Annotated in this window: 19 protein-coding genes and 1 pseudogene; 10 read left to right on the plus strand and 10 right to left on the minus strand. The window is 61.5% G+C overall.

The genetic code is table 11. The features are described from left to right. Positions 1-361, minus strand: a pseudogene (locus EN745_RS06165) (hypothetical protein); the annotation flags it as partial. 72 nt (positions 362-433) lie between these two features. On the opposite strand from EN745_RS06165, the gene EN745_RS06170 reads away from it, so the two are divergent. The 3 genes from EN745_RS06170 (at position 434) to groL (ending at position 3482) form a co-directional block, all read left to right on the plus strand. Further along, positions 434-1228, plus strand: a complete 795-nt coding sequence (locus EN745_RS06170) for a class I SAM-dependent methyltransferase (RefSeq protein ID WP_127420785.1) — start codon at positions 434-436, stop codon at positions 1226-1228. Positions 1229-1460: 232 nt separating this feature from the next. Then, positions 1461-1757, plus strand: a complete 297-nt coding sequence (gene groES / locus EN745_RS06175) for a co-chaperone GroES (RefSeq protein WP_006203049.1) — start codon at positions 1461-1463, stop codon at positions 1755-1757. A 69-nt stretch (positions 1758-1826) separates the two neighbouring features. Then, the gene (gene groL / locus EN745_RS06180; RefSeq protein ID WP_127420786.1) at positions 1827-3482 is read left to right on the plus strand and encodes a chaperonin GroEL; all 1656 of its coding nucleotides are present in this window, start codon (positions 1827-1829) and stop codon (positions 3480-3482) included. Positions 3483-3639: 157 nt separating this feature from the next. Here groL and EN745_RS06185 read toward each other — a convergent pair whose 3' ends face one another. After that, positions 3640-4641, minus strand: a complete 1002-nt coding sequence (locus EN745_RS06185) for a zincin-like metallopeptidase domain-containing protein (protein ID WP_126059319.1) — start codon at positions 4639-4641, stop codon at positions 3640-3642. 611 nt (positions 4642-5252) lie between these two features. Here EN745_RS06185 and EN745_RS36835 point away from each other — a divergent pair. Next, positions 5253-5822 carry a hypothetical protein gene (locus EN745_RS36835; RefSeq protein WP_245454735.1) on the plus strand — a complete coding sequence of 190 codons (570 nt, stop codon included), beginning with the start codon at positions 5253-5255 and terminating at the stop codon, positions 5820-5822. A gap of 6 nt (positions 5823-5828) precedes the next feature. On the opposite strand, the gene EN745_RS06195 is transcribed toward EN745_RS36835, so the two are convergent. Next, positions 5829-7028, minus strand: a complete 1200-nt coding sequence (locus EN745_RS06195; RefSeq protein ID WP_306462679.1) for a cation:dicarboxylase symporter family transporter — start codon at positions 7026-7028, stop codon at positions 5829-5831. 707 nt (positions 7029-7735) lie between these two features. Here EN745_RS06195 and EN745_RS06200 point away from each other — a divergent pair. Further along, entirely contained in the window at positions 7736-8125 is a 390-nt protein-coding gene (locus EN745_RS06200; RefSeq protein WP_024505560.1) for a hypothetical protein, read from the plus strand. A 189-nt stretch (positions 8126-8314) separates the two neighbouring features. On the opposite strand, the gene EN745_RS06205 is transcribed toward EN745_RS06200, so the two are convergent. From EN745_RS06205 to EN745_RS06210, 3 genes are all read right to left on the minus strand, one after another. Beyond that, positions 8315-8560 carry a hypothetical protein gene (locus EN745_RS06205; protein ID WP_063169243.1) on the minus strand — a complete coding sequence of 82 codons (246 nt, stop codon included), beginning with the start codon at positions 8558-8560 and terminating at the stop codon, positions 8315-8317. A gap of 174 nt (positions 8561-8734) precedes the next feature. Further along, positions 8735-8869, minus strand: coding sequence for a hypothetical protein (locus tag EN745_RS37445; RefSeq protein WP_256754986.1), 135 nt, complete (start codon positions 8867-8869; stop codon positions 8735-8737). Beyond that, positions 8862-9332, minus strand: coding sequence for a hypothetical protein (locus EN745_RS06210; protein WP_245454734.1), 471 nt, complete (start codon positions 9330-9332; stop codon positions 8862-8864). The genes EN745_RS37445 and EN745_RS06210 overlap by 8 nt, the downstream gene beginning before the upstream one ends. 599 nt (positions 9333-9931) lie before the next feature. On the opposite strand from EN745_RS06210, the gene EN745_RS36840 reads away from it, so the two are divergent. Beyond that, positions 9932-10180 carry a DUF6074 family protein gene (locus EN745_RS36840; RefSeq protein ID WP_063169245.1) on the plus strand — a complete coding sequence of 83 codons (249 nt, stop codon included), beginning with the start codon at positions 9932-9934 and terminating at the stop codon, positions 10178-10180. Between the two features lie 366 nt (positions 10181-10546). Here the strand turns inward: EN745_RS36840 and EN745_RS06220 are convergent, their stop codons facing one another. From EN745_RS06220 to panB, 4 genes are all read right to left on the minus strand, one after another. Continuing rightward, the gene (locus EN745_RS06220) at positions 10547-11179 is read right to left on the minus strand and encodes an acyl-homoserine-lactone synthase (RefSeq protein WP_126057769.1); all 633 of its coding nucleotides are present in this window, start codon (positions 11177-11179) and stop codon (positions 10547-10549) included. Positions 11180-11271: 92 nt separating this feature from the next. After that, complete coding sequence (locus EN745_RS06225) at positions 11272-11991, minus strand: LuxR family transcriptional regulator (RefSeq protein WP_126057768.1); 720 nt, start codon at positions 11989-11991, stop codon at positions 11272-11274. Between the two features lie 98 nt (positions 11992-12089). Next, positions 12090-12998 (minus strand): pantoate--beta-alanine ligase, encoded by a 909-nt coding sequence (gene panC / locus EN745_RS06230; protein ID WP_024505565.1) that lies wholly within the window; start codon positions 12996-12998, stop codon positions 12090-12092. Next, on the minus strand, positions 12995-13831 hold the full coding sequence (gene panB / locus EN745_RS06235; RefSeq protein WP_126063927.1) for a 3-methyl-2-oxobutanoate hydroxymethyltransferase: 837 nt from the start codon (positions 13829-13831) through the stop codon (positions 12995-12997). Before panB ends, panC begins: the two co-directional genes overlap by 4 nt. A gap of 171 nt (positions 13832-14002) precedes the next feature. Between panB and EN745_RS06240 the strand changes: the two genes are divergently transcribed. The 4 genes from EN745_RS06240 to nadC all read left to right on the plus strand — a co-directional run bounded on the left by EN745_RS06240 (position 14003) and on the right by nadC (position 18423). Further along, complete coding sequence (locus EN745_RS06240) at positions 14003-14965, plus strand: hypothetical protein (RefSeq protein WP_126063926.1); 963 nt, start codon at positions 14003-14005, stop codon at positions 14963-14965. 62 nt (positions 14966-15027) lie between these two features. Continuing rightward, a complete protein-coding gene (nadA, locus tag EN745_RS06245; protein ID WP_126063925.1) occupies positions 15028-16002 on the plus strand; it encodes a quinolinate synthase NadA in 975 nt (324 codons plus the stop codon). Beyond that, positions 15999-17540 carry an L-aspartate oxidase gene (locus EN745_RS06250; protein WP_024505569.1) on the plus strand — a complete coding sequence of 514 codons (1542 nt, stop codon included), beginning with the start codon at positions 15999-16001 and terminating at the stop codon, positions 17538-17540. Before nadA ends, EN745_RS06250 begins: the two co-directional genes overlap by 4 nt. 1 nt (position 17541) lies before the next feature. Continuing rightward, positions 17542-18423 carry a carboxylating nicotinate-nucleotide diphosphorylase gene (gene nadC / locus EN745_RS06255; RefSeq protein ID WP_024505570.1) on the plus strand — a complete coding sequence of 294 codons (882 nt, stop codon included), beginning with the start codon at positions 17542-17544 and terminating at the stop codon, positions 18421-18423. The last annotated feature ends 18 nt before the right edge of the window (positions 18424-18441 follow it).

Here is an 18441-nt window from a genome sequence, read left to right on the forward strand (position 1 = left end):
TCCCGAGGTTGTTCAGGCTGCTCTTCACGATGACGGGCCCTTGCCAACCGTCGCCCCTGCCGATCACGGCACCGCTAACGCGACGCTTGGAGATGTCGGTGGCGCCGATGTTGAGGCAGAAGGGAAAGGCGCGCGCGTATTCGACATATTCGGCCGGCGTCACGGTCGCGTCGACATGCAGTACCGCGATGTCGGCTTCCGGCCTGGCCGCCGTGCCGGCAAGGATCCGGACCGAATGGCCACGGCGCTTCAGCTCTTCCAGCAGGTCGAAGAGCATATACGGGCTATCACGGCGTAGCAGCAGCCCACGCCGGCTCTGAAACCGGTCGAACTCATGCGTGATGACCGCGATGCGTGCCATGCGCCCCATTGGCTTCTCGAGCGTCCTCGATTATTCGATCGAATACAATGCGCTAACCAACCCAGGGTTTGCATGACAGAGCACTGGAATGCAATTCGCAAACACTGGCAGTTGCTCGGCTCGCCGTTGCGGCCGCCGGCTCAGGTGGTCGAGGCCTATGAACGCGAGCTCGAGCTTGCGCAATCGCACGTCGTCATGCTCGGCGTGACACCGGAGCTCGCCGGACTTGGCGCCACAATGATTGCGGTCGACGAGTCCGCCGACATGATCGCCGGCATCTGGCCGGGCGACACCGATATGCGCAAGGCGGTGCGAGGCGACTGGTTCGACCTGCCGTTTCCCGGTGCGAGCATCGACGCGCTGATCGGCGATGGATGTCTCTCGGCGATCGGCGACGCCGAAGCAAGACGGGCGCTTTTTTTGGCGATCGCGAGCGTGCTCAAGGCCGACGGCCGCGCCGGCATAAGGCTTTACGCCTCTCCCGAAACCCCGGACGACCCGAAGGATGTCCGCGCCCTGGCGCTGGGCGGTGGCGTCTCGACCTTCCACGAGCTCAAATGGCGCGTGGCCATGACCGCAATCAGCGGCGTGCCCGACTACATCATACCGGTGACGAGAATCTTCGAACAATTTGAAGCGATTTTCCCCGATCGCGTGGAGCTTTCGGCGCGCACCGGATGGGACCTGCCGGTCATCGGCACCATCGACGTCTACCGCAACTCTTCGGCTATCTACAGCTTCGCCCCGGCTGACGCGGTGATTGGCGAGGCGCATGCGTTCTTCGACAATGTCGGCGTCGTTCCGACCGGCACCTACGGGCTCGCCGAACGTTGCCCGCTGCTGGTGCTGCGCTCGCCAAGGCGCTAAGGGGCACCTATGAAATTCCTTCGCGATCCCATCAGCGAAAGACCGCGTTCCTGATGCGAATCCAGGCCGGGAAAAATTTCGCGCGGTTCGTTCCTTGCGCGCGCCTTGACTCTCGAAACCCTCCGGCCTATCTCAGCGCCACGTTAGCACTCGCCTTGCGTGAGTGCTAACTCATATCCGGCCTCGCCGGATGGAGGAACAGTTCTCACCGTTCTCATCGAGGAAGACACTTATGGCAAAGTCCAAGTTCCGCCCGCTTCATGACCGCGTGGTCGTTCGCCGGGTCGAATCCGAATCCAAGACCGCCGGCGGGATCATCATCCCGGATACGGCGAAGGAGAAGCCGCAGGAGGGCGAGATCATCGCCGTCGGCTCCGGCGCTCGCGACGAAGCCGGCAAGCTCGTGCCGCTCGACGTCAAGGCCGGCGACCGCATCCTGTTCGGCAAGTGGTCCGGCACCGAAGTCAAGCTCAATGGCGAAGACCTTCTGATCATGAAGGAATCCGACATCATGGGCATCATCGGCTGAACATCGGCCTCACCGTCAACTGAATCTTGAATCTGCGGGTTCGCCCCGAACCCCTGCCAGGAGCTTACAATGGCTGCAAAAGACGTAAAATTCTCCCGTGATGCCCGCGAGCGCATGCTGCGCGGCGTCAACATCCTTGCCGACGCGGTGAAGGTGACGCTGGGCCCCAAGGGCCGCAACGTCGTCATCGACAAGTCGTTCGGCGCCCCGCGCATCACCAAGGACGGCGTCACCGTCGCCAAGGAGATCGAACTTGAGGACAAGTTCGAGAACATGGGCGCGCAGATGGTCCGCGAAGTCGCTTCGAAGACCAACGACATCGCCGGCGACGGCACCACGACCGCGACCGTTCTCGCCCAGGCGATCGTCCAGGAAGGCCACAAGGCGGTTGCCGCAGGCATGAACCCGATGGACCTGAAGCGCGGCATCGACCTCGCCGTGACCGAAGTCGTCGTCGCTCTCGGCAAGGCCGCCAAGAAGATCAAGACCTCCGAGGAAGTCGCTCAGGTCGGCACGATCTCGGCCAATGGCGACGAGTCGGTCGGCGCCATGATCGCGGAAGCGATGCAGAAGGTCGGCAACGAAGGCGTCATCACCGTCGAGGAAGCCAAGACCGCCGAGACCGAGCTGGAAGTCGTCGAAGGCATGCAGTTCGACCGCGGCTACCTGTCGCCCTACTTCGTCACCAACGCCGACAAGATGGTCGCCGATCTGGAAGACGCCTACATTCTCCTCCACGAGAAGAAGCTGTCCAACCTGCAGGCCATGCTGCCGGTGCTCGAGGCTGTCGTGCAGACCTCGAAGCCGCTGCTCATCATCTCGGAAGACGTCGAAGGCGAGGCGCTGGCCACGCTGGTCGTCAACAAGCTGCGCGGTGGCCTGAAGATCGCCGCCGTCAAGGCTCCGGGCTTCGGTGACCGCCGCAAGGCCATGCTGGAAGACATCGCCATCCTCACCGGTGGCCAGGTCATCTCGGAAGACCTCGGCATCAAGCTCGAGAACGTCGGCCTCAACATGCTCGGCCGCGCCAAGAAGGTGTCGATCTCCAAGGAGAACACCACCATCGTCGACGGCGCCGGCAAGAAGGCCGAGATCCAGGGCCGCGTCGCCCAGATCAAGCAGCAGATCGAGGAGACCACCTCGGACTACGACAAGGAGAAGCTGCAGGAACGTCTGGCGAAGCTCGCCGGCGGCGTTGCGGTGATCCGCGTCGGCGGTGCGACGGAAGTCGAAGTCAAGGAAAAGAAGGACCGCGTCGATGACGCCCTCAACGCGACCCGCGCGGCCGTCGAAGAAGGCATCGTTGCTGGTGGTGGCGTCGCGCTGCTGCGCGCTTCGGCCAACATCAAGGCCACCGGCGTCAATGCCGACCAGGCCGCCGGCATCAACATCGTGCGTCGTGCGCTTCAGGCTCCGGCCCGCCAGATCGCGGCCAACGCCGGTGCGGAAGCATCGATCGTTGCCGGCAAGATCCTTGAGAACAAGGGCGCGACCTTCGGCTACAACGCCCAGACCGGCGAGTATGGCGACATGATCGCCATGGGTATCGTCGATCCGGTCAAGGTTGTCCGTACGGCTCTTCAGGACGCGGCCTCGGTCGCCGGCCTGCTGGTCACCACCGAAGCCATGATCGCGGAGGCTCCGAAGAAGGAGTCGGCTGGCGGCGGCATGCCTGGCGGCATGGGCGGCGGCGGCATGGGCGGCATGGGCGGCATGGATTTCTAATCCAGCTCTGGCAGCTTTCGCAACGAGAGGGCGGCATCAATGCCGCCCTCTTTTTTTGCGAACCTCGGTCCGATGAACGATCGACGCCAACGCCGGCCATCGGCGTTAGGGCAACCTCAAAAGAACTGTCGAGTTGGTTGCGCGCGGCTTTGCGTCATCAGAGGCGCAAGGCGGTCGCGTGTGAGGATTGCGCGCTCCCATAGGCGGTTTCGGCATGTGCCTCGCCTTCGACATCGACATTGCGGCCAAGCAGGAAATCGGCGGCTTTCGAGGCATGGCTTGCGGCGCGGAAGATGGCGCGGTTGTCCTCGCGCAAAACCGTCAGCCATGAGCCGATGTAGTCGGCATGGCGCACGCTCGGCTCGATGCCGAGACTGCTGCAGATGAAGGCTGATGCGATTTCGGCGACCAGTTCCTCGCGCGCATAGGTGTTGGACCCGAAGGAGCCGGACAGGTCGCGCGCGAGTCGCCTCGGGTGGCCGGTCCAGTGTCCAAGCTCGTGAAAGCAGGTCCGGTAATAGTCGATCTGGTGGAAGAAAGCCGGCTGCGGCGGCACCTGTATGGTGTCGCTGCCGGGCATGTAGAAGGCGCGCTCGCCGCCGATGCGAAAATCAGCGCCGGTTGCATGAATGAGCGCCTCGGCCTGCGGGACCATCTCGCGCTCAGGCAGAGGCTCGCCGGCGGCGTAAAGATGTTCGGGCAGATTATCGCACTGCGCGACATCGAAGACGGTGAAGCGCTTCAGGAAGGGCACCGCCTGCGGTTCGTCGCCATCGGTGTCGGCGCGTTGCTTTTCGTTCTTGGGAACAAAGCGGTCAGCGTGAACGATGGTGGTGCCGTGCTCGCCCTTCCTGACATTGCCGCCAAGCGAAAGCGCCTGCCGGAAGGTGAGCCAGTTCTGGCTGGGGAAACCGCGCTCGATGACCGCGCCCCACAGGATCAGGATATTGATGCCGGAATATCGGCGCTGGGTGGCCGCATTCCGCGGCAGGCCGAGGCCTGTCCTTGCCCTGCCCCACGGCTTGACCCATGGCACGGTGCCGCGCTCCAGTTCGGCAATGATGCGGTCGGTGATTTCCTGATAAAGGCTGGCGCCGGTGCGCCCGCCACTGTCTGCGCCAGCCTGTCGGCTGCCGCAACGTTTGTTGTTTGCACGCATCGTGATGTCCTCCGCTCTACAATCGCGCGCCCTCCCCGGAAGCGGGGTGGGCGGCAAAAGCGACCGGAAAGGCCCGCCGTCGGAGGCGGACTGCATCAGCAGGACCGGAACGGAGTGGAGGACCCGAAAGCGACAAGCGAAGGGTTGCGGGACGCCGCGGCGGGCCTAGAAGGGAGTGCTGCCCACCCTGCGCCAGGGGGAAGGCCACAATAGAAAGACGCCGGCCGACAGGCCGGCGACCGTCAGCAGCCGAAGGCTGCCCCGCGCCAGGGGGCGATGCCGCAGGGCCAAGACCGCCTGAGCTTGCCGAAGAAAAGCGGGCTCGGTTCACGAGCACCCGGCCAGCGACTTCAGGCGCGGGCGCTCAGGATTGTTGTTGGCGCCCACGGCAGCTGGATGACCGCAACAAGATTACGAGGAGCGACAGCAAAGCCAGCTGCCACAAACGGCACGCTCCGGCAACAACAGCGTGGCCGGTCTACAGATGCTGCCCCGCACGAGAGCCAGCACGCTTTGAGCGCGCATCGGCGATGCAAGCGTTGCAAGCTGGCCATGTCCACAAGGTCGGCGACCACTATATCGCCGACCACCAACGCGGGCGTACCGTCTAAGTGCAGACCTTTCGCGAGTGCGCGGACCGCGCATTTCATCTGCGATGGCCGGATCTTGCATTCCCGCTTGAGCTGCTCAACGTCAAGGCCTACACGCGCTGCGATCTTGAGAGTGACCCTTCAACTGGGGGAAATCATAAGGGCGCGGTGGAATTCGTCGAACTTTCCCTGTTTTCTCGAGGCGAGTGCGGCGAAGGCTGGGAATTGGGAATCCGGTCCCAGGACCGGGAACTGTTTGATCACAAGCTTCAGATTGGGTTCATGCTTGAAGGCTTTTTGGTAGTTGATATCAGCCAGTCTGCAATGCGGACAGTTGTGGTAGTCATTGAATATGACCAGAACGGCATCGCCTTGCGGGTTGCCGGCGATTGGCGAAGGAGATCGTTGTCGAATGCGCCGCTCCACTTTTGCCTGTCGGTCGACCACGCCTGCCGGTGCAGGTTCGCGCTATATTGGCTCGCCAGCAAGGCGAGGAGTAAAAGAAGAGCTGCGACAGTGATGGCAGTCGGCTTAGACATGAGTCTCCAATCCATGGACGGCGTGGCAGCAACGGCCGCCTTTTTGGTGTAAAATGGGTCAGTTTTGATCGTGCCCCGCAGTTGCTACAGGCGCACAGGTGCCGGTGCGATCTGGCGGTTTCTCAAATACGGCTTTGCGCCATCGGGTCCACCCCAATAGCTGAGCGTCGTTCGCACGGGGAATTGTGTTCACCACGCCGGGCGACTTGACCGTCCACCGCCGGAGCGCTGAACGGTCCGCTAGTGAGGCGCTCCCCGAATCGTCGTTTATCCCGCTCGCCCCGGACCGGGTGACAGCCAGCGTTGCCGCTACGCTGCGGAGAAAAACCGTCAGCGCGTGGCATTCGGACATAAGCTGATCGACGCCAAGAATAAGCCCCACGGAGGTGACCGGTGCGGCCGGAACAAGAAAGAGCGTTGCAGCCATTGTGACGAGGCCTGCACCGGTAATGCGGGTTGTTCCGTTCGAAGGGAACAATGCGACAAACAGCATGAGGATCCGGCAGCCGATCGGGAGATCAGTTTTCGTCGCTTGGGCGATGAAAAGGGCGGCGAGCATCATATTCGTGCCGTCCAGATTGAATGGAATGAGACCCACGACCGAATGCGTGGCGCCGGCCCTTTCCATCTTCTCCATGAGCGAGGCCAGCGCGGCCTCTGAGGAGGACATTGCGAGCAGCAGCTCGTCCTTGATGTATCGGACGAGAGAGAAGAGCGAGCGGCCGTTGTAGCGGCAGACCGCGCCGAACAGGACCGAGAGGAACAAGACTTGCAGGATGTCGCCTTCCGCGAAGGCATTGGCAATCGTTGACGGGATGATGTTCATCAGGAAGCTGGTCACGGACTGCTCGTGAGCCGTGGCCACATAGCCCTTAACGGCTTGGACATCGAGCGAGGCCGGATCGATGTTGAGGCCGGCGCCAGGCTGAACGATATTCGCGACAATCAGCCCGACAACAAAAGCGAGCGTCGAAAAGGTGAGAAAATAGACCATCGCCTTGGCGGCAACTCGGCCGACCTTCTGCAGATCGCTCATGCCGGCAATGCCGGTCGCCATTGTCAGGAAGATGACAGGTACGGTGATTATCTTGACGACATCGACGAAGGCATCGCCGAGCGGCTTCAGGCTGTGGCCGGTCTCCAAATGGAAATAGCCGATTGCGGCACCCAGGATTATGGCGGCAAGTACCTGCACGTAGGTCCGGGCAAAATGGCGCTTGCGGGGCGCTGCGATCGCGCGGGGAACTCTTGGAACCAACACCGTCTCTCTCCTTGACCGGATCGGGGTGGGGCTCCTCCCTCTCCCATGCAGTGCTCCGGTCGAACGCTGCGCCCACTTCGGCGCAAACGATGTGCCAAATAGCAAAGAGGGGAAAACGCGCAGGACCTCACGCAATGCTTGCGATTCGCTCTCCCACACTCGTGCAGTGGTTGCCTGTCGCAACTATGGAAGGGTCGATTCTTGGGAACTCCAAAGGCCGCTCTTTGCGTCGAGCAGCTTGGCTGCCTGGAAGGTTCCCTCTTTGCCTTGCGGTCTGCGAGCTGAGTCCAGATCGTCATCATTTGGCTGCGCGCCGCACGGGGCTCGAAAGATTCAATCGAGGACGGGTCCTCTTGGAAAACGGGGGCAGCGTTGGTCAAGCCCTTCCACCCTGCTGTCCCAATGGTGTTCAGAAGCTCAGTTCACGATCAAGCGATGGATCAGCGTCATCTGGCGTTTGCGCCATCGCGGCGGCGTTGCAACGGGTCTGCCAAAGATGAGAAGGCCGCGAGGCAGGGTCCGAGACCTAGACTCCAACCTCATAGCGCGCTCGGCTCGCGTTCGGAAGGTTCGAACCGCAGCACGATCAGGTGGCGACACCGTTGGTCGGAACCGGAACCCGACGAATGATCGTTCGTGACCGACATCTGTGAACAAGCAGTATGTGTCATTGCAATCACCACCCGTTGCGCGGAAATGCCCATATGGCCGTGAATGAACTGGATTTGGTGATTTTCCAGATGGCGGTGGAAAGCGTCCGCTTGCTCTCTTCAAGCTTTGATGAGAAGGCGGCTGAGATAGCCACGAGGAGCCGTGGTAGCCTTCTTTTTGACGTGCGGGTGGACGGTGACCTGGAGGTCCAGCGAGTCGCAGCCATTGGATATCCAGGCGACAAGATCGGTGTGGTGGCATTGGACCGAGAGGGCCTTGTTAGCTGTTGTTGCCTAGTCAATGGCACCTTCTCACCTTTCATTGCACCGTTGGAGAACTGGACCAGCATGCCCCTTTCGATGCAGGCCCAGATCGATGTCACAGGCTATGCGAGGCTCCTTCTGGCCGCCTTGCGAAATGCTGGACATATGCTGGACAGGTAGCATCGCGATGATGTCTGTGATGAGATGGTGCAAACGGCTGGATGAGGCGATCGCTTGCTGGCAGCTTTGGCAACAAAGCGATCGGTGAGTTCGCAATGCTGGAACACGTCCTTTAGACTCTGCAGTTAAGTTAGCGGACTACCATCTGACGAATGCCCTCTGACAGTCTGCATGGCGCGGCATGCCCTCTTAGGAATGCAGCCGTGGTTCTACACCATCGGCTGTTTTTGTGTCGAAGGCGACGGGCACGCCATGAACGAAGGAAGCGGCCGCCAACAGTTCCTCCAACTCGCGGTCGGTGGCCTTGCATGCCGGCATTAGTGTTCGGATGGCGCGGATCGCCTGCGCCATGGAGAGAAAGCGGACCCTTCCCCTGGAAAGGACATAGGCTTCTGCGGCTTTTTCGACGGTGACGGTGTGAAACGAATTGGTCATGACGAATTCCTCCCTGAACCCTGACCAACCCGACTTATGGCACGAATTCGACCGCCTTCAAGCCTATGTCCGATTGCGGACAATAGCTGCGATTCGTTCAAAACCGCTGATGCTTTTGGGCGACCTGGTGAGGGGCAAGGAGACGTCGGCTGAACCCGTTTCAACCGACATGCTTCAGGCAGCGGCCAGGCCGAAATAACGCTGCTCCTCCTTGTCATAAGCGCCATGTGTGAGCTTTATCAATCCGGCACGGTCGATGATCGTGATCTCGCCGCGCTTGGCGTGCACCAGTCCTCGATACTCAAGCATTTGCAGGGCCGTGGTGACCCCGGGCGGTGGGCGCGAGCATGGTCGCCAGAAATTCATGCGTCGGGAGGATCTTATCTCCTTCCGCACGGTCGTGGACCATCAGCTGCCAGCGGGCCAGCCGTTCTTCGATCTTGGAGTGGCCATTGACCAGTGCCGTCCGGCATGATTGGACGAGGAACGCGTGGGCATAATCCAGCACTGAGGTGCGAAGCGACGGGCTAATCGCAGGGCGAAGGTTTTCAACCGGCAGGCGCCAGGTAGTGCTTTCCTTTCCGAGAATGACGGCAATTCCTTTCATCCCGTCATAGCCGACAATGCCGACTTCACCTTGCCGCCCGCCGGTCATGGTGGCGACCACCGACGCGATGCCCCTCTCGGGAAAATATACGTTCTTGATCGGCTGATGCGCGACCTCCAACTGGTCCTTGATGCCCGGTTCGACGTGATGCAGCGATGGTCGCAAAAGCGCGAAGTCCTGCGGGGTGAGGGCTTCAGCACCTGGTCGCGAAAGAGGGATCGGGCAAGGCTCTCTTCCAACGGGGCAAGAGCGCGTACGTCTTACTGTCGGCTGCACCGAAGTAAATGCCGGCCGATGCCAAAGCATAGGCTTCGAAACGCGCGATTGCAAAGCCCTGTCGGGGCAGTGCAGTCATGCTAGAAGTCGCGCCGCCTACGATAGGCAGCGGATGACATGATTCCCTTCTGCGGCGGCCACCAAGAACGGCTCGGGCACGCTTTAATCGTTCATACACAAGCTCGCAGGAATGTAAGCAGCGGAACAATCGGGTGATTCGTACCGCCCTGCCCTTTCAGAGATCAAGTCATTGGACGTCAATTCGGCTGGAACGCCTCGTCGAACGGCCCAGGAAAATGCAGCCGGATGAGCAATGGTGGTTCACCTTATGTGCGGTCCCGGATATGCGGTCCGGCGGCTCATCTCCCAATAGCTTGTCGATGGGGAAGTGGAACTCGTCATGTCGCCGCGAACCGTCACCGCGCTAGCGGGGCTCTTTTGAAGACGCCGGTGTTTTTCTTTGTGGAACTGAATCTGTGAGGTGATTGATGCATGAATCAAACATTTGCGTATTTCCGCTGCATCGGCGACGTATATTGGTCGAAAGTATCGCCCAGGCCCTCGAGACCAAGAACGGCGAGGCGGCGAGTGCGTTCTGGCGCTGTGCTGCCAAGAAAATGCTCATTCAATTGTCCGATGTAGGAATTGCGCCAGAGCTCGCTGCGCAGGAGGTTGGAAGCCTTCTTCATGCGGTCTTGGACGACATGGCCAACCGAACGGTAATGCACAAAGCATAGGCTCGGGCGCTGTTGGACCGCGCGTCAGCTCGGGTCCTTATCAGGGGACTGCTCCGACTGGCCGACGGTCCGGCCAAACCGGCATACCGGCAAAGGTTTGAGGTTGCGATCGCTCACGGCGGCCGGTCCAATATTCTAAGACGACCTCAGAAGCCACGTTGGCTTCTTTGGACGAAGCGGAGGGGCGCCATTTTGGCGTGCTCACGCTGGACTGCGGGTTGCGCCTACGGAAATCCAAAGTCCGGCCGCGCGAGCCAATCGACCGGAACAGTCGAAAGCTCGTGGGGGCGGGTCCGCTCACCCTCACGGCGGCGGTGGCGGCCGTGAGCAGACTTAACTCAAGTCACGGCTGAGCATCCGCAGGCGCTATGCCGATTGGATGAGAACTGGTTGCCACAACACCGGCCCGTTGAGGCGTCCCCTCCAGCGGATGCGCAAGAGACTGGCGTAGGAAATATCGAGGAAGCCGGCGACTGCCTCGGTGTTGCCGACCTGCTTGGGCTGTCCGATACGTGACAACGGCCAGGTGGCGAGACGAAGGATCCTTTCGATGCGCGTATCTGTCACCGTTACGATCCCGGAGAGATTGTTGGCCAAGCCGAATTCGATGATCCCCGCGAAGAGCTCGTAGGTTGCTTGGGCCAGGCCGCCAGCTGCCTTCGGCGCTGTCGCAGGGAGATCGAGCGCGAAACGACTACTCTCCCAGATATCGGCACTCGCAGGGACCACCATCTCATCCAGCAGCGTCGGAAACGTATCGCGCAACATTGTCGGTCCGGTGGTCGGCAAAAGGCGGACGCAGCCGCAAGTTCGCCAATCGGACCCCTTGAGAAGCAGGTAGACGGGGTTCAGGCTGTCAAACGGGTCCGTTTCCATTTCGCCTTCGGTCTGCACTTCCCAATCGAGCCGCTTCTTGAAAACCCGATACCTAAGTCCGTGCATTTCCTTGAGTTCGCTCGCAAACTCGGCGTAGCAGTCGGGTGTTATCAGCTGCATCATTGTCGTCTCCGTGCGGGATGTGTCCACGCAATCGAAGGGCAAAGCCGTCATGAATGCAGCCTGTAGACCTTTACAGCTAGACTTGGAGAGGATCAGGATCTCGCCCGAGCAGCCATCCGCACTACGGCCTGGTTGATGGTTCGCACGCCAAGCTTCGCCTTGGCGTTTTCCTGATGGAAGGTCACGGTGCGTTTCGAGACACCGAGAATCTGGCTGATATCCCAGGCCGACTTGCCGCACGCCGCCCATTTCAGGCACTCGAACTCCCGCCGGGTGAGCGTTATGCCATCTACCACGCAATCTTCGGCGAGCCTGCGCCGGGCATGGATATGAACGTTGATCGCAACCAGTTGCATTGCTTTTTCGTAGCGCGTCAGCGACCTCAGAAATGGCGGATGCGCCTCGTTGGAGGCGAAGGTCAGTGCGGCGAACCGGCCGCGATGATCATGCATCGACATGGTCAGTCCGCCGCGAATGCCGAACTCAGCTGCTTTTTCCAGGACTTCCTGCTGAGAGGTCGGCAAATAACGGTGATCGCGGTCCACACCCCAGTCGAAGGTATCCCAGCCCCGCAGTCCCCGCAGGATCACGGGATCCACGCTGTGGTAGCGCTGTTGCAGGTAATGTGATGTCCATGATGATGGATAATTCGAGATCAATCGCGGCCTGTCGCCGGAAGCGGATGGGTAGGTGAAATAAGCGAAGAGCGGAAAGTCGAACCCGGCTGCGGCGGACGCCATTGCCTCATGGAGATCGACGGCATCGACGCTTGCAGAGAGTTGCTCGACCAAGGTTTCAAATACGCGATGCATCTGCGCTTAGCGTACCTCGCGGAGGTTGCTGGAAGCCGACGGAGACGTGGTTCTAAATGATGGCCTGTCCCTGCAGGGCATACGACGCGCCGCCGTCATCACCGCAATTGCTGTGCTGCTTCCGATTGGAGAGAGCTCCGCCCACCTGACCAACTACCGATGGGTGATATTGCGACGTTATCGATGAGCCGCGTGTCGCCAAGCCAAGCCGCAGCAAGCAAGCGTGCCGGTCGGTCAAGGCTTGCTAACGATTGCAGGTCTGTTTCTCCGCGCAGCTCCAGGTATTCGAGCTCGCGATAGCCGGCAGCCAGAATTGCTGCACGCGCTTCATCAAGCGTAGGCAGGATGGGGGAGCCGCGTGCAAGCCGCTCGGCCGTATCGAGCAGGACCGATGCTAGTTTTGGGGCAATGGCGCGTTGGGCTGGGGAGAGCCGCACGTTACGCGACGATAGCGCAAGACCATCGGCTTCGCGGACTGTCGGACAGGGCACAATAGTGATCGGAATGTCGAGATCCCGGACCAAGCGCCTGACAAGCTGAAGTTGCTGAAAATCCTTTTCGCCAAAAAAGGCGAAGTCAGCGCCGGCCTGCAGGAAGAGCTTGGCCACGACCGTCGCCACGCCATTGAAATGGCCGGGCCGGAATGCGCCGCAAAGGCATTCGCTGATGCCGGACACTGAAACGGCCGTGGCGAAGCCCACCTGGTACATTTCCTCTGTGTCCGGCACATAGAGCAGATGCGTGCCCAGCAGAGCGAGCTTGGCAGCATCGTCGCTTTCCGTCCGAGGGTAGGCAATCAGGTCGGCGGGGCTGTTGAACTGCTTGGGGTTTACGAACAGCGTCACGATCACCCGCTCGGCCCTTTCGAGCGCCTTCCGCACGAGGCTCAGATGCCCGTCGTGCAAGGCTCCCATGGTCGGCACAATACCGATCGTGGCACCCGAGCGACGCCATTGCGCAACGACGCCGCGCAGCTCGCTCACGGTTCGAGCGATCGGCACGCTCATGTGAAGTCACCGGCCTTCAAGGCGTTGACATAGAGATGTTCGACCGCCGGAAAGTGCCGGTTCCGCACATCGGTGGCGTAAGCGGCGATTGCCGCCTCAGCCTGCTCACCGAGCTCGGCATAGCGTTTGACGAACTTCGGCCGAAATGAGGTGAAGAGCCCGAGCATATCGTGGCTCACCAGAATCTGGCCGTCGCAAGCTGGCGAGGCACCGATGCCGATTGTGGGTATGTCGATATCGGCGGTTATCTGCCGTGCAAGCTGCTCCGGTATCTTTTCCAGCACCAAGGAGAAGGCGCCCGCTTCGGTTACCGCCCTGGCGTCGCGCCTGATCCGCTCTGCATCGGCTCCCCGGCCCTGCACACGATAGCCTCCAAACGTGTTTACCGCCTGCGGCGTCAGGCCCACATGGGCCATGACAGGTACGCCGCGCGCGGTAAGGAAGCGGATGGTTTCCGAGATGGTCTCGCCGCCCTCGATCTTTACCGCTGAACAACCGGTCTCACCCATCACGCGCGCAGCGTTGCCGAAAGCGTGCTCTGGGCTTTCCTCGTAGGAACCGAAGGGCAGGTCGACGACCATCAGCGCGTGTTCAAGGCCGCGGCGAACGGCCTGTCCGTGCATGATCATCATGTCGAGCGTGACCCCCAGCGTCGACGACAGGCCGTGCAGCACCATGCCGACGCTGTCGCCGACAAGAACGATGTCGCAGTGGCGATCGAGCAGCCTCGCGACCGGCGTGGTGTAGGCCGTCAAGCATACAAGTGGCGTCTGGCCTTTTCGCGATCGAATATCTGGAGGAGTCATCCCTTTTATCTCACCAGCCGCGCTCAACCGAGGCCCCTTCCCTTACGTTACCAACAGCGGGTGTCGCGTTTGGCATATTTTTGTGCGACTGCGAAGAGCTAAAAACAGCGCTTGAGTACTCTGGTGTTGACGTGCTGGCTTCCAAGGTTACATTCAATCGATTAAGGCGCTCCGTTGGGCCAACCCGCTTTCGCAAACATGGATCCTCAGACAAGAAGAACCAAGAAAGGCAAAGCCGCCGTCAAAGCTGACGAAGCCAAAGTGGACCTGACTGCCGTCGTGGTCGCCGTAAACGACAGTGAGCCCTGTGTCCTCACAGTCGGTCATGCGGACACCCTCCCTTCTGGACCTTTTGCCCTTGAGCATCGATCACTGCAGTCGGGTTTGAGGGGGTGGGTGGAGCAGCAGACCGGCCATGCACTTGGATACATCGAGCAACTCTACACCTTCGCCGATCGCGATCGCATCGGCACTGAGCGCCACCAGCGCGTCATCTCAATCAGCTATCTCGCATTGACCAGGAAGGAACAGGCAACGAACTCGGCCGCGTGCGGCTGGCAAAGTTGGTACGAATATTTTCCCTGGGAGGACCACCGCTTCGGCACGCCGCCTGTGCTGCTCGATAGATTGCGGCCCCGCCTGATTGAGTGGGCCGGCGGCGCCAGCGAGCCGACCACTCAACGCGAGCGCCGGCAGCGCGCTGCGATAGCCTTCGGCTTCGACGACCGCCATTGGAACGAGGAACTCACGCTCCAACGCTACGAGTTGCTCTATGAAGCTGGTCTGATTGAGGAGGCCGGTGGCGGCAGGGACGCGATTGCGGCCGCGGCTGGCAAACCAATGGTCGCTGACCACCGTCGTATTCTGGCAACCGGGATCGCGCGGCTGCGTTCGAAGATCAAATACCGGCCGGTCGTGTTCGAGCTTATGCGGCCTTCCTTCACGCTGCTGCAACTGCAGCGAACCGTGGAAGCTTTGGCTGGCAGGCTGATCAACAAGCCGAACTTCCGGAGATTGGTCGAGCAGCAGGAACTTGTTGAGGAGACCGGGGAGACCTCCCTCGACACGGGCGGCCGACCGGCGAAGCTTTATCGCTTCCGGCATGCCGTCCTCGACGACAGGGCTATCGCCGGGACAAAATTACCGCTGGCGCGGGCTTGACATACTTATAGTCAAGGTAGATATATTCCCTTATTGTCAAACCGAATATAATCGAGGCGCCAATGACTGGGGCGTTACCTATGGCTGCGTCCCTGTATGAGCGTGTCCGGCGGGTGATCCCACCCGTTGAATGGCTCGCGTTCGCCGGCGATATTGAAGCCATCTTAGCGCTGAAGCGTGAGCGCAATGCGGTGGTGCTGGCGCACAATTACCAGACGCCCGAAATTTTTCATTGCGTGGCAGACATCGTCGGCGACAGCCTGGCGTTGGCCCACAAGGCGGTGACGGTCGACGCCGACATCATCGTGGTTGCCGGCGTTCATTTCATGGCCGAGACGGCAAAACTGCTCAATCCGAACAAGACCGTGCTCATCCCGGATCTCCGCGCCGGCTGCTCGCTGGCCGAATCGATCACGGCAAACGACGTGCGGCTAATGCGGCTGCGGTATCCGGGGGTCCCCGTTGTTACTTACGTCAACACTTCCGCCGCCGTAAAAGCGGAGTCCGACATCTGCTGCACGTCCGGCAACGCCAAGGCGGTGGTGGAATCGCTTGGCGTGGCGCGTGTGCTGATGCTCCCGGACGAATATCTGGCGAGGAACGTGGCAGCCGATACAGACGTCGAGATCATCGCCTGGAAAGGCCATTGCGAGGTGCATGAGCGCTTCACCGCAGCAGACATCCGGGAACTGCGCGATGCCCATCCAGGCGTCATCGTGCTGGCCCATCCAGAATGCCCACCAGACGTTGTCGCGGAGGCGGAGTTCTCCGGCTCGACCGCGGCGATGTCGGATTATGTCGAGCGTGAGAAACCGACGCGTGTCGTCCTTCTGACCGAATGTTCGATGAGCGACAACGTCGCGGTCGCGCATCCCGACGTCGAGTTCGTTCGCCCATGCAATCTGTGCCCGCACATGAAGCGCATCAACCTGGCCAACATTCGCGCCGCACTCGAGCAGAACCGGCATGAGGTCCGGATTGATCCCGAAATTGCCGGCCCCGCCCGCCGCGCGGTCGAGCGCATGCTTTCCCTATGAGTCTGGAGGTTCGCGACATCGCCGGGGCGCCGGTCGTCATCGGCGGCGGCATTGCCGGCCTGATGACGGCGCTTCATCTGGCGCCGGAACCGGTCGTGCTTTTGACCAACGCGCCGCTTGGAACCGGAGCCTGCAGTGAACTTGCCCAGGGCGGTCTTGCGGCAAGTCTCGGGGGCGACGACGGCCCAGATTTTCACCTTTGCGACACGATAGCTGCCGGCGACGGACTCTGCGATGAGGCCACGGTGCGGCGAGTGGTACGAGCTGCACCCGAAGCGATTAGGACGATCCAAAGGTTCGGCGTCGACTTCGACCAGCACCCTGACCGCGCGTTGCGACTTGGGCTCGAGGCGGCACACTCGCGACGGCGAATTGTGCATGCAGCCGGCGACGCCACCGGTCGCGAGTTGGTGCGCGCGCTCGTCGCCGCGGTTCGGCGTACAGCCTCGATCACCATTATCGAAAATGTGGAGGTCCGCCGGCTGGTCGTGCAGGACGGGTCGGTCATCGCCGTGGTCGCAGCAGGACGAGCCGGCGCGCTCGCTCTGCCCACGCGTCGCGCGGTGCTGGCGACCGGCGGCGTCGGCGGGCTGTTTTGCGACACGACAAACCCCGCTGGCTCATGGGGTCACGGGCTGGCGCTCGCCGCATGGGCGGGGGCGGAACTCGCCGACTTGGAATTCATACAGTTCCATCCAACTGCGCTCGACGGTCCGCGCCGGCCGATGCCGCTGGTGAGCGAAGCCGTGCGTGGCGAAGGCGCGGTGCTCATCGATGAGCGAGGAGAGCGCTTCCTCGCCGACACACCTGGCGGTGAACTTGCGCCTCGCGACGTCGTAGCGCGCGCCATTTGGCACCAGCTTGCCGTTGGACGCCGCGTATTCCTGGACGCACGGCAAAGTCTCGGCCCGAGATTTGGCAAGCGTTTTCCAGGCATCGCCGAATTGTGCCGGAGCGCAGGAATCGACCCCGCGACCGACCTGATCCCGGTGCGCCCGGCGGCACATTATCACATGGGCGGCGTCGCCGTAGACAGCGCCGGCCGCAGCTCCATCGAGGGATTGTGGGCCTGCGGTGAGGTGGCCTGTACCGGCCTGCACGGCGCCAACCGCCTGGCCAGCAACTCGCTCACCGAAGCGGCGGTCACCGCGAGCTGGGTTGCCGAAAGCGTTGCCGGCACGTCGTATACCCGGCGACCGCGCAGATGCTCCACATTCGTCCCTCCACGACCAGACGCTTCCGTGGTCCGCCCGATTGTCTCCGCCGCCCTGGGTATCATCCGCGACGGCGAGGCAATGCGCGAAGCGGTGGCGACCCTGCTGCCGATCGCAGCCAATAGTGTCGCTGCCTCTGGTCCGGCTTTGGTCTCACTGATGATCGCCGCGGCGGCCCTGAGGCGGGAAGAGAGTCGAGGCGCGCACTGTCGGTCCGATTTCCCGCTCCACGATGCCAACGTGCGCCCATCACGGCTGACACTGCACAGCGCAATGCGGGCCGCGGCCGCACTCGATTGCCGGGCTACCATACGGAGCACTTGATATGACTTCATTCTCCCCCCTCCCCGCGACCCTGATCGAACCGATTGTGCGCGTTGCGCTCCTCGAAGACCTGGGCAGATCCGGCGACCTGACCACCGATGCGGTTATCCCGTATGATTGCACTGCCACGTTGGTGCTCAAAGCGAGGCAGGCGGGCGTCGTTGCCGGGCTCGATCTGGTCTCGTATGCCTTCCTTCTCGTGGAACCGGCGATCAACATCCAGATCTGGCGCCCTGATGGCAGCGAGGTTGGGGCCGGGGAAACCATTGCAAGATTGTCCGGACCCGCACGAGGCCTGCTCACGGCCGAACGCACGGCCCTCAATTTCTTATGCCGGCTGAGCGGCATTGCCACTGCCACAGCGGCCATGGTTGAGGCCGTGCGCGGTCACAAGGCGAGGATTGTATCGACGCGAAAGACGACGCCCGGGCTGCGGGCATTGGAGAAATACGCCGTGCGCGTCGGCGGCGGTGCCAATCACCGGTTCGGCCTCGATGACGGCGTGCTCATAAAGGACAACCACATCGCGATCGCCGGCGATATCCGCACAGCAATAGAGCGGGCGCGCGCCGCAGCAGGGCATATGGTGAAGGTCGAGGTCGAGGTCGACACGCTGAAGCAGCTCGATGCAGCGCTCGCGATTGGTGTTGACGCGGTGCTGCTCGACAATATGTCGGTCGAGGATCTTGCCCGCGCGGTTTCTATAGTGGATGGCCGTACGATCACCGAGGCGTCCGGTCGGGTGATGCCGAAAACGGCGGCGGCGATTGCGGCGACCGGTGTCGATCTCATCTCCATGGGTTGGCTGACGCACAGCGCCCCGATCCTCGACATCGGCCTGGACATGCCGGACCACCAGAACATCTGCAAGCACTTGAACTGAGGATTACGGCGTGAGGAG

This window comes from Mesorhizobium sp. M4A.F.Ca.ET.022.05.2.1 (assembly GCF_003998845.1).
Taxonomy (GTDB): Bacteria; Pseudomonadota; Alphaproteobacteria; order Rhizobiales; family Rhizobiaceae; genus Mesorhizobium.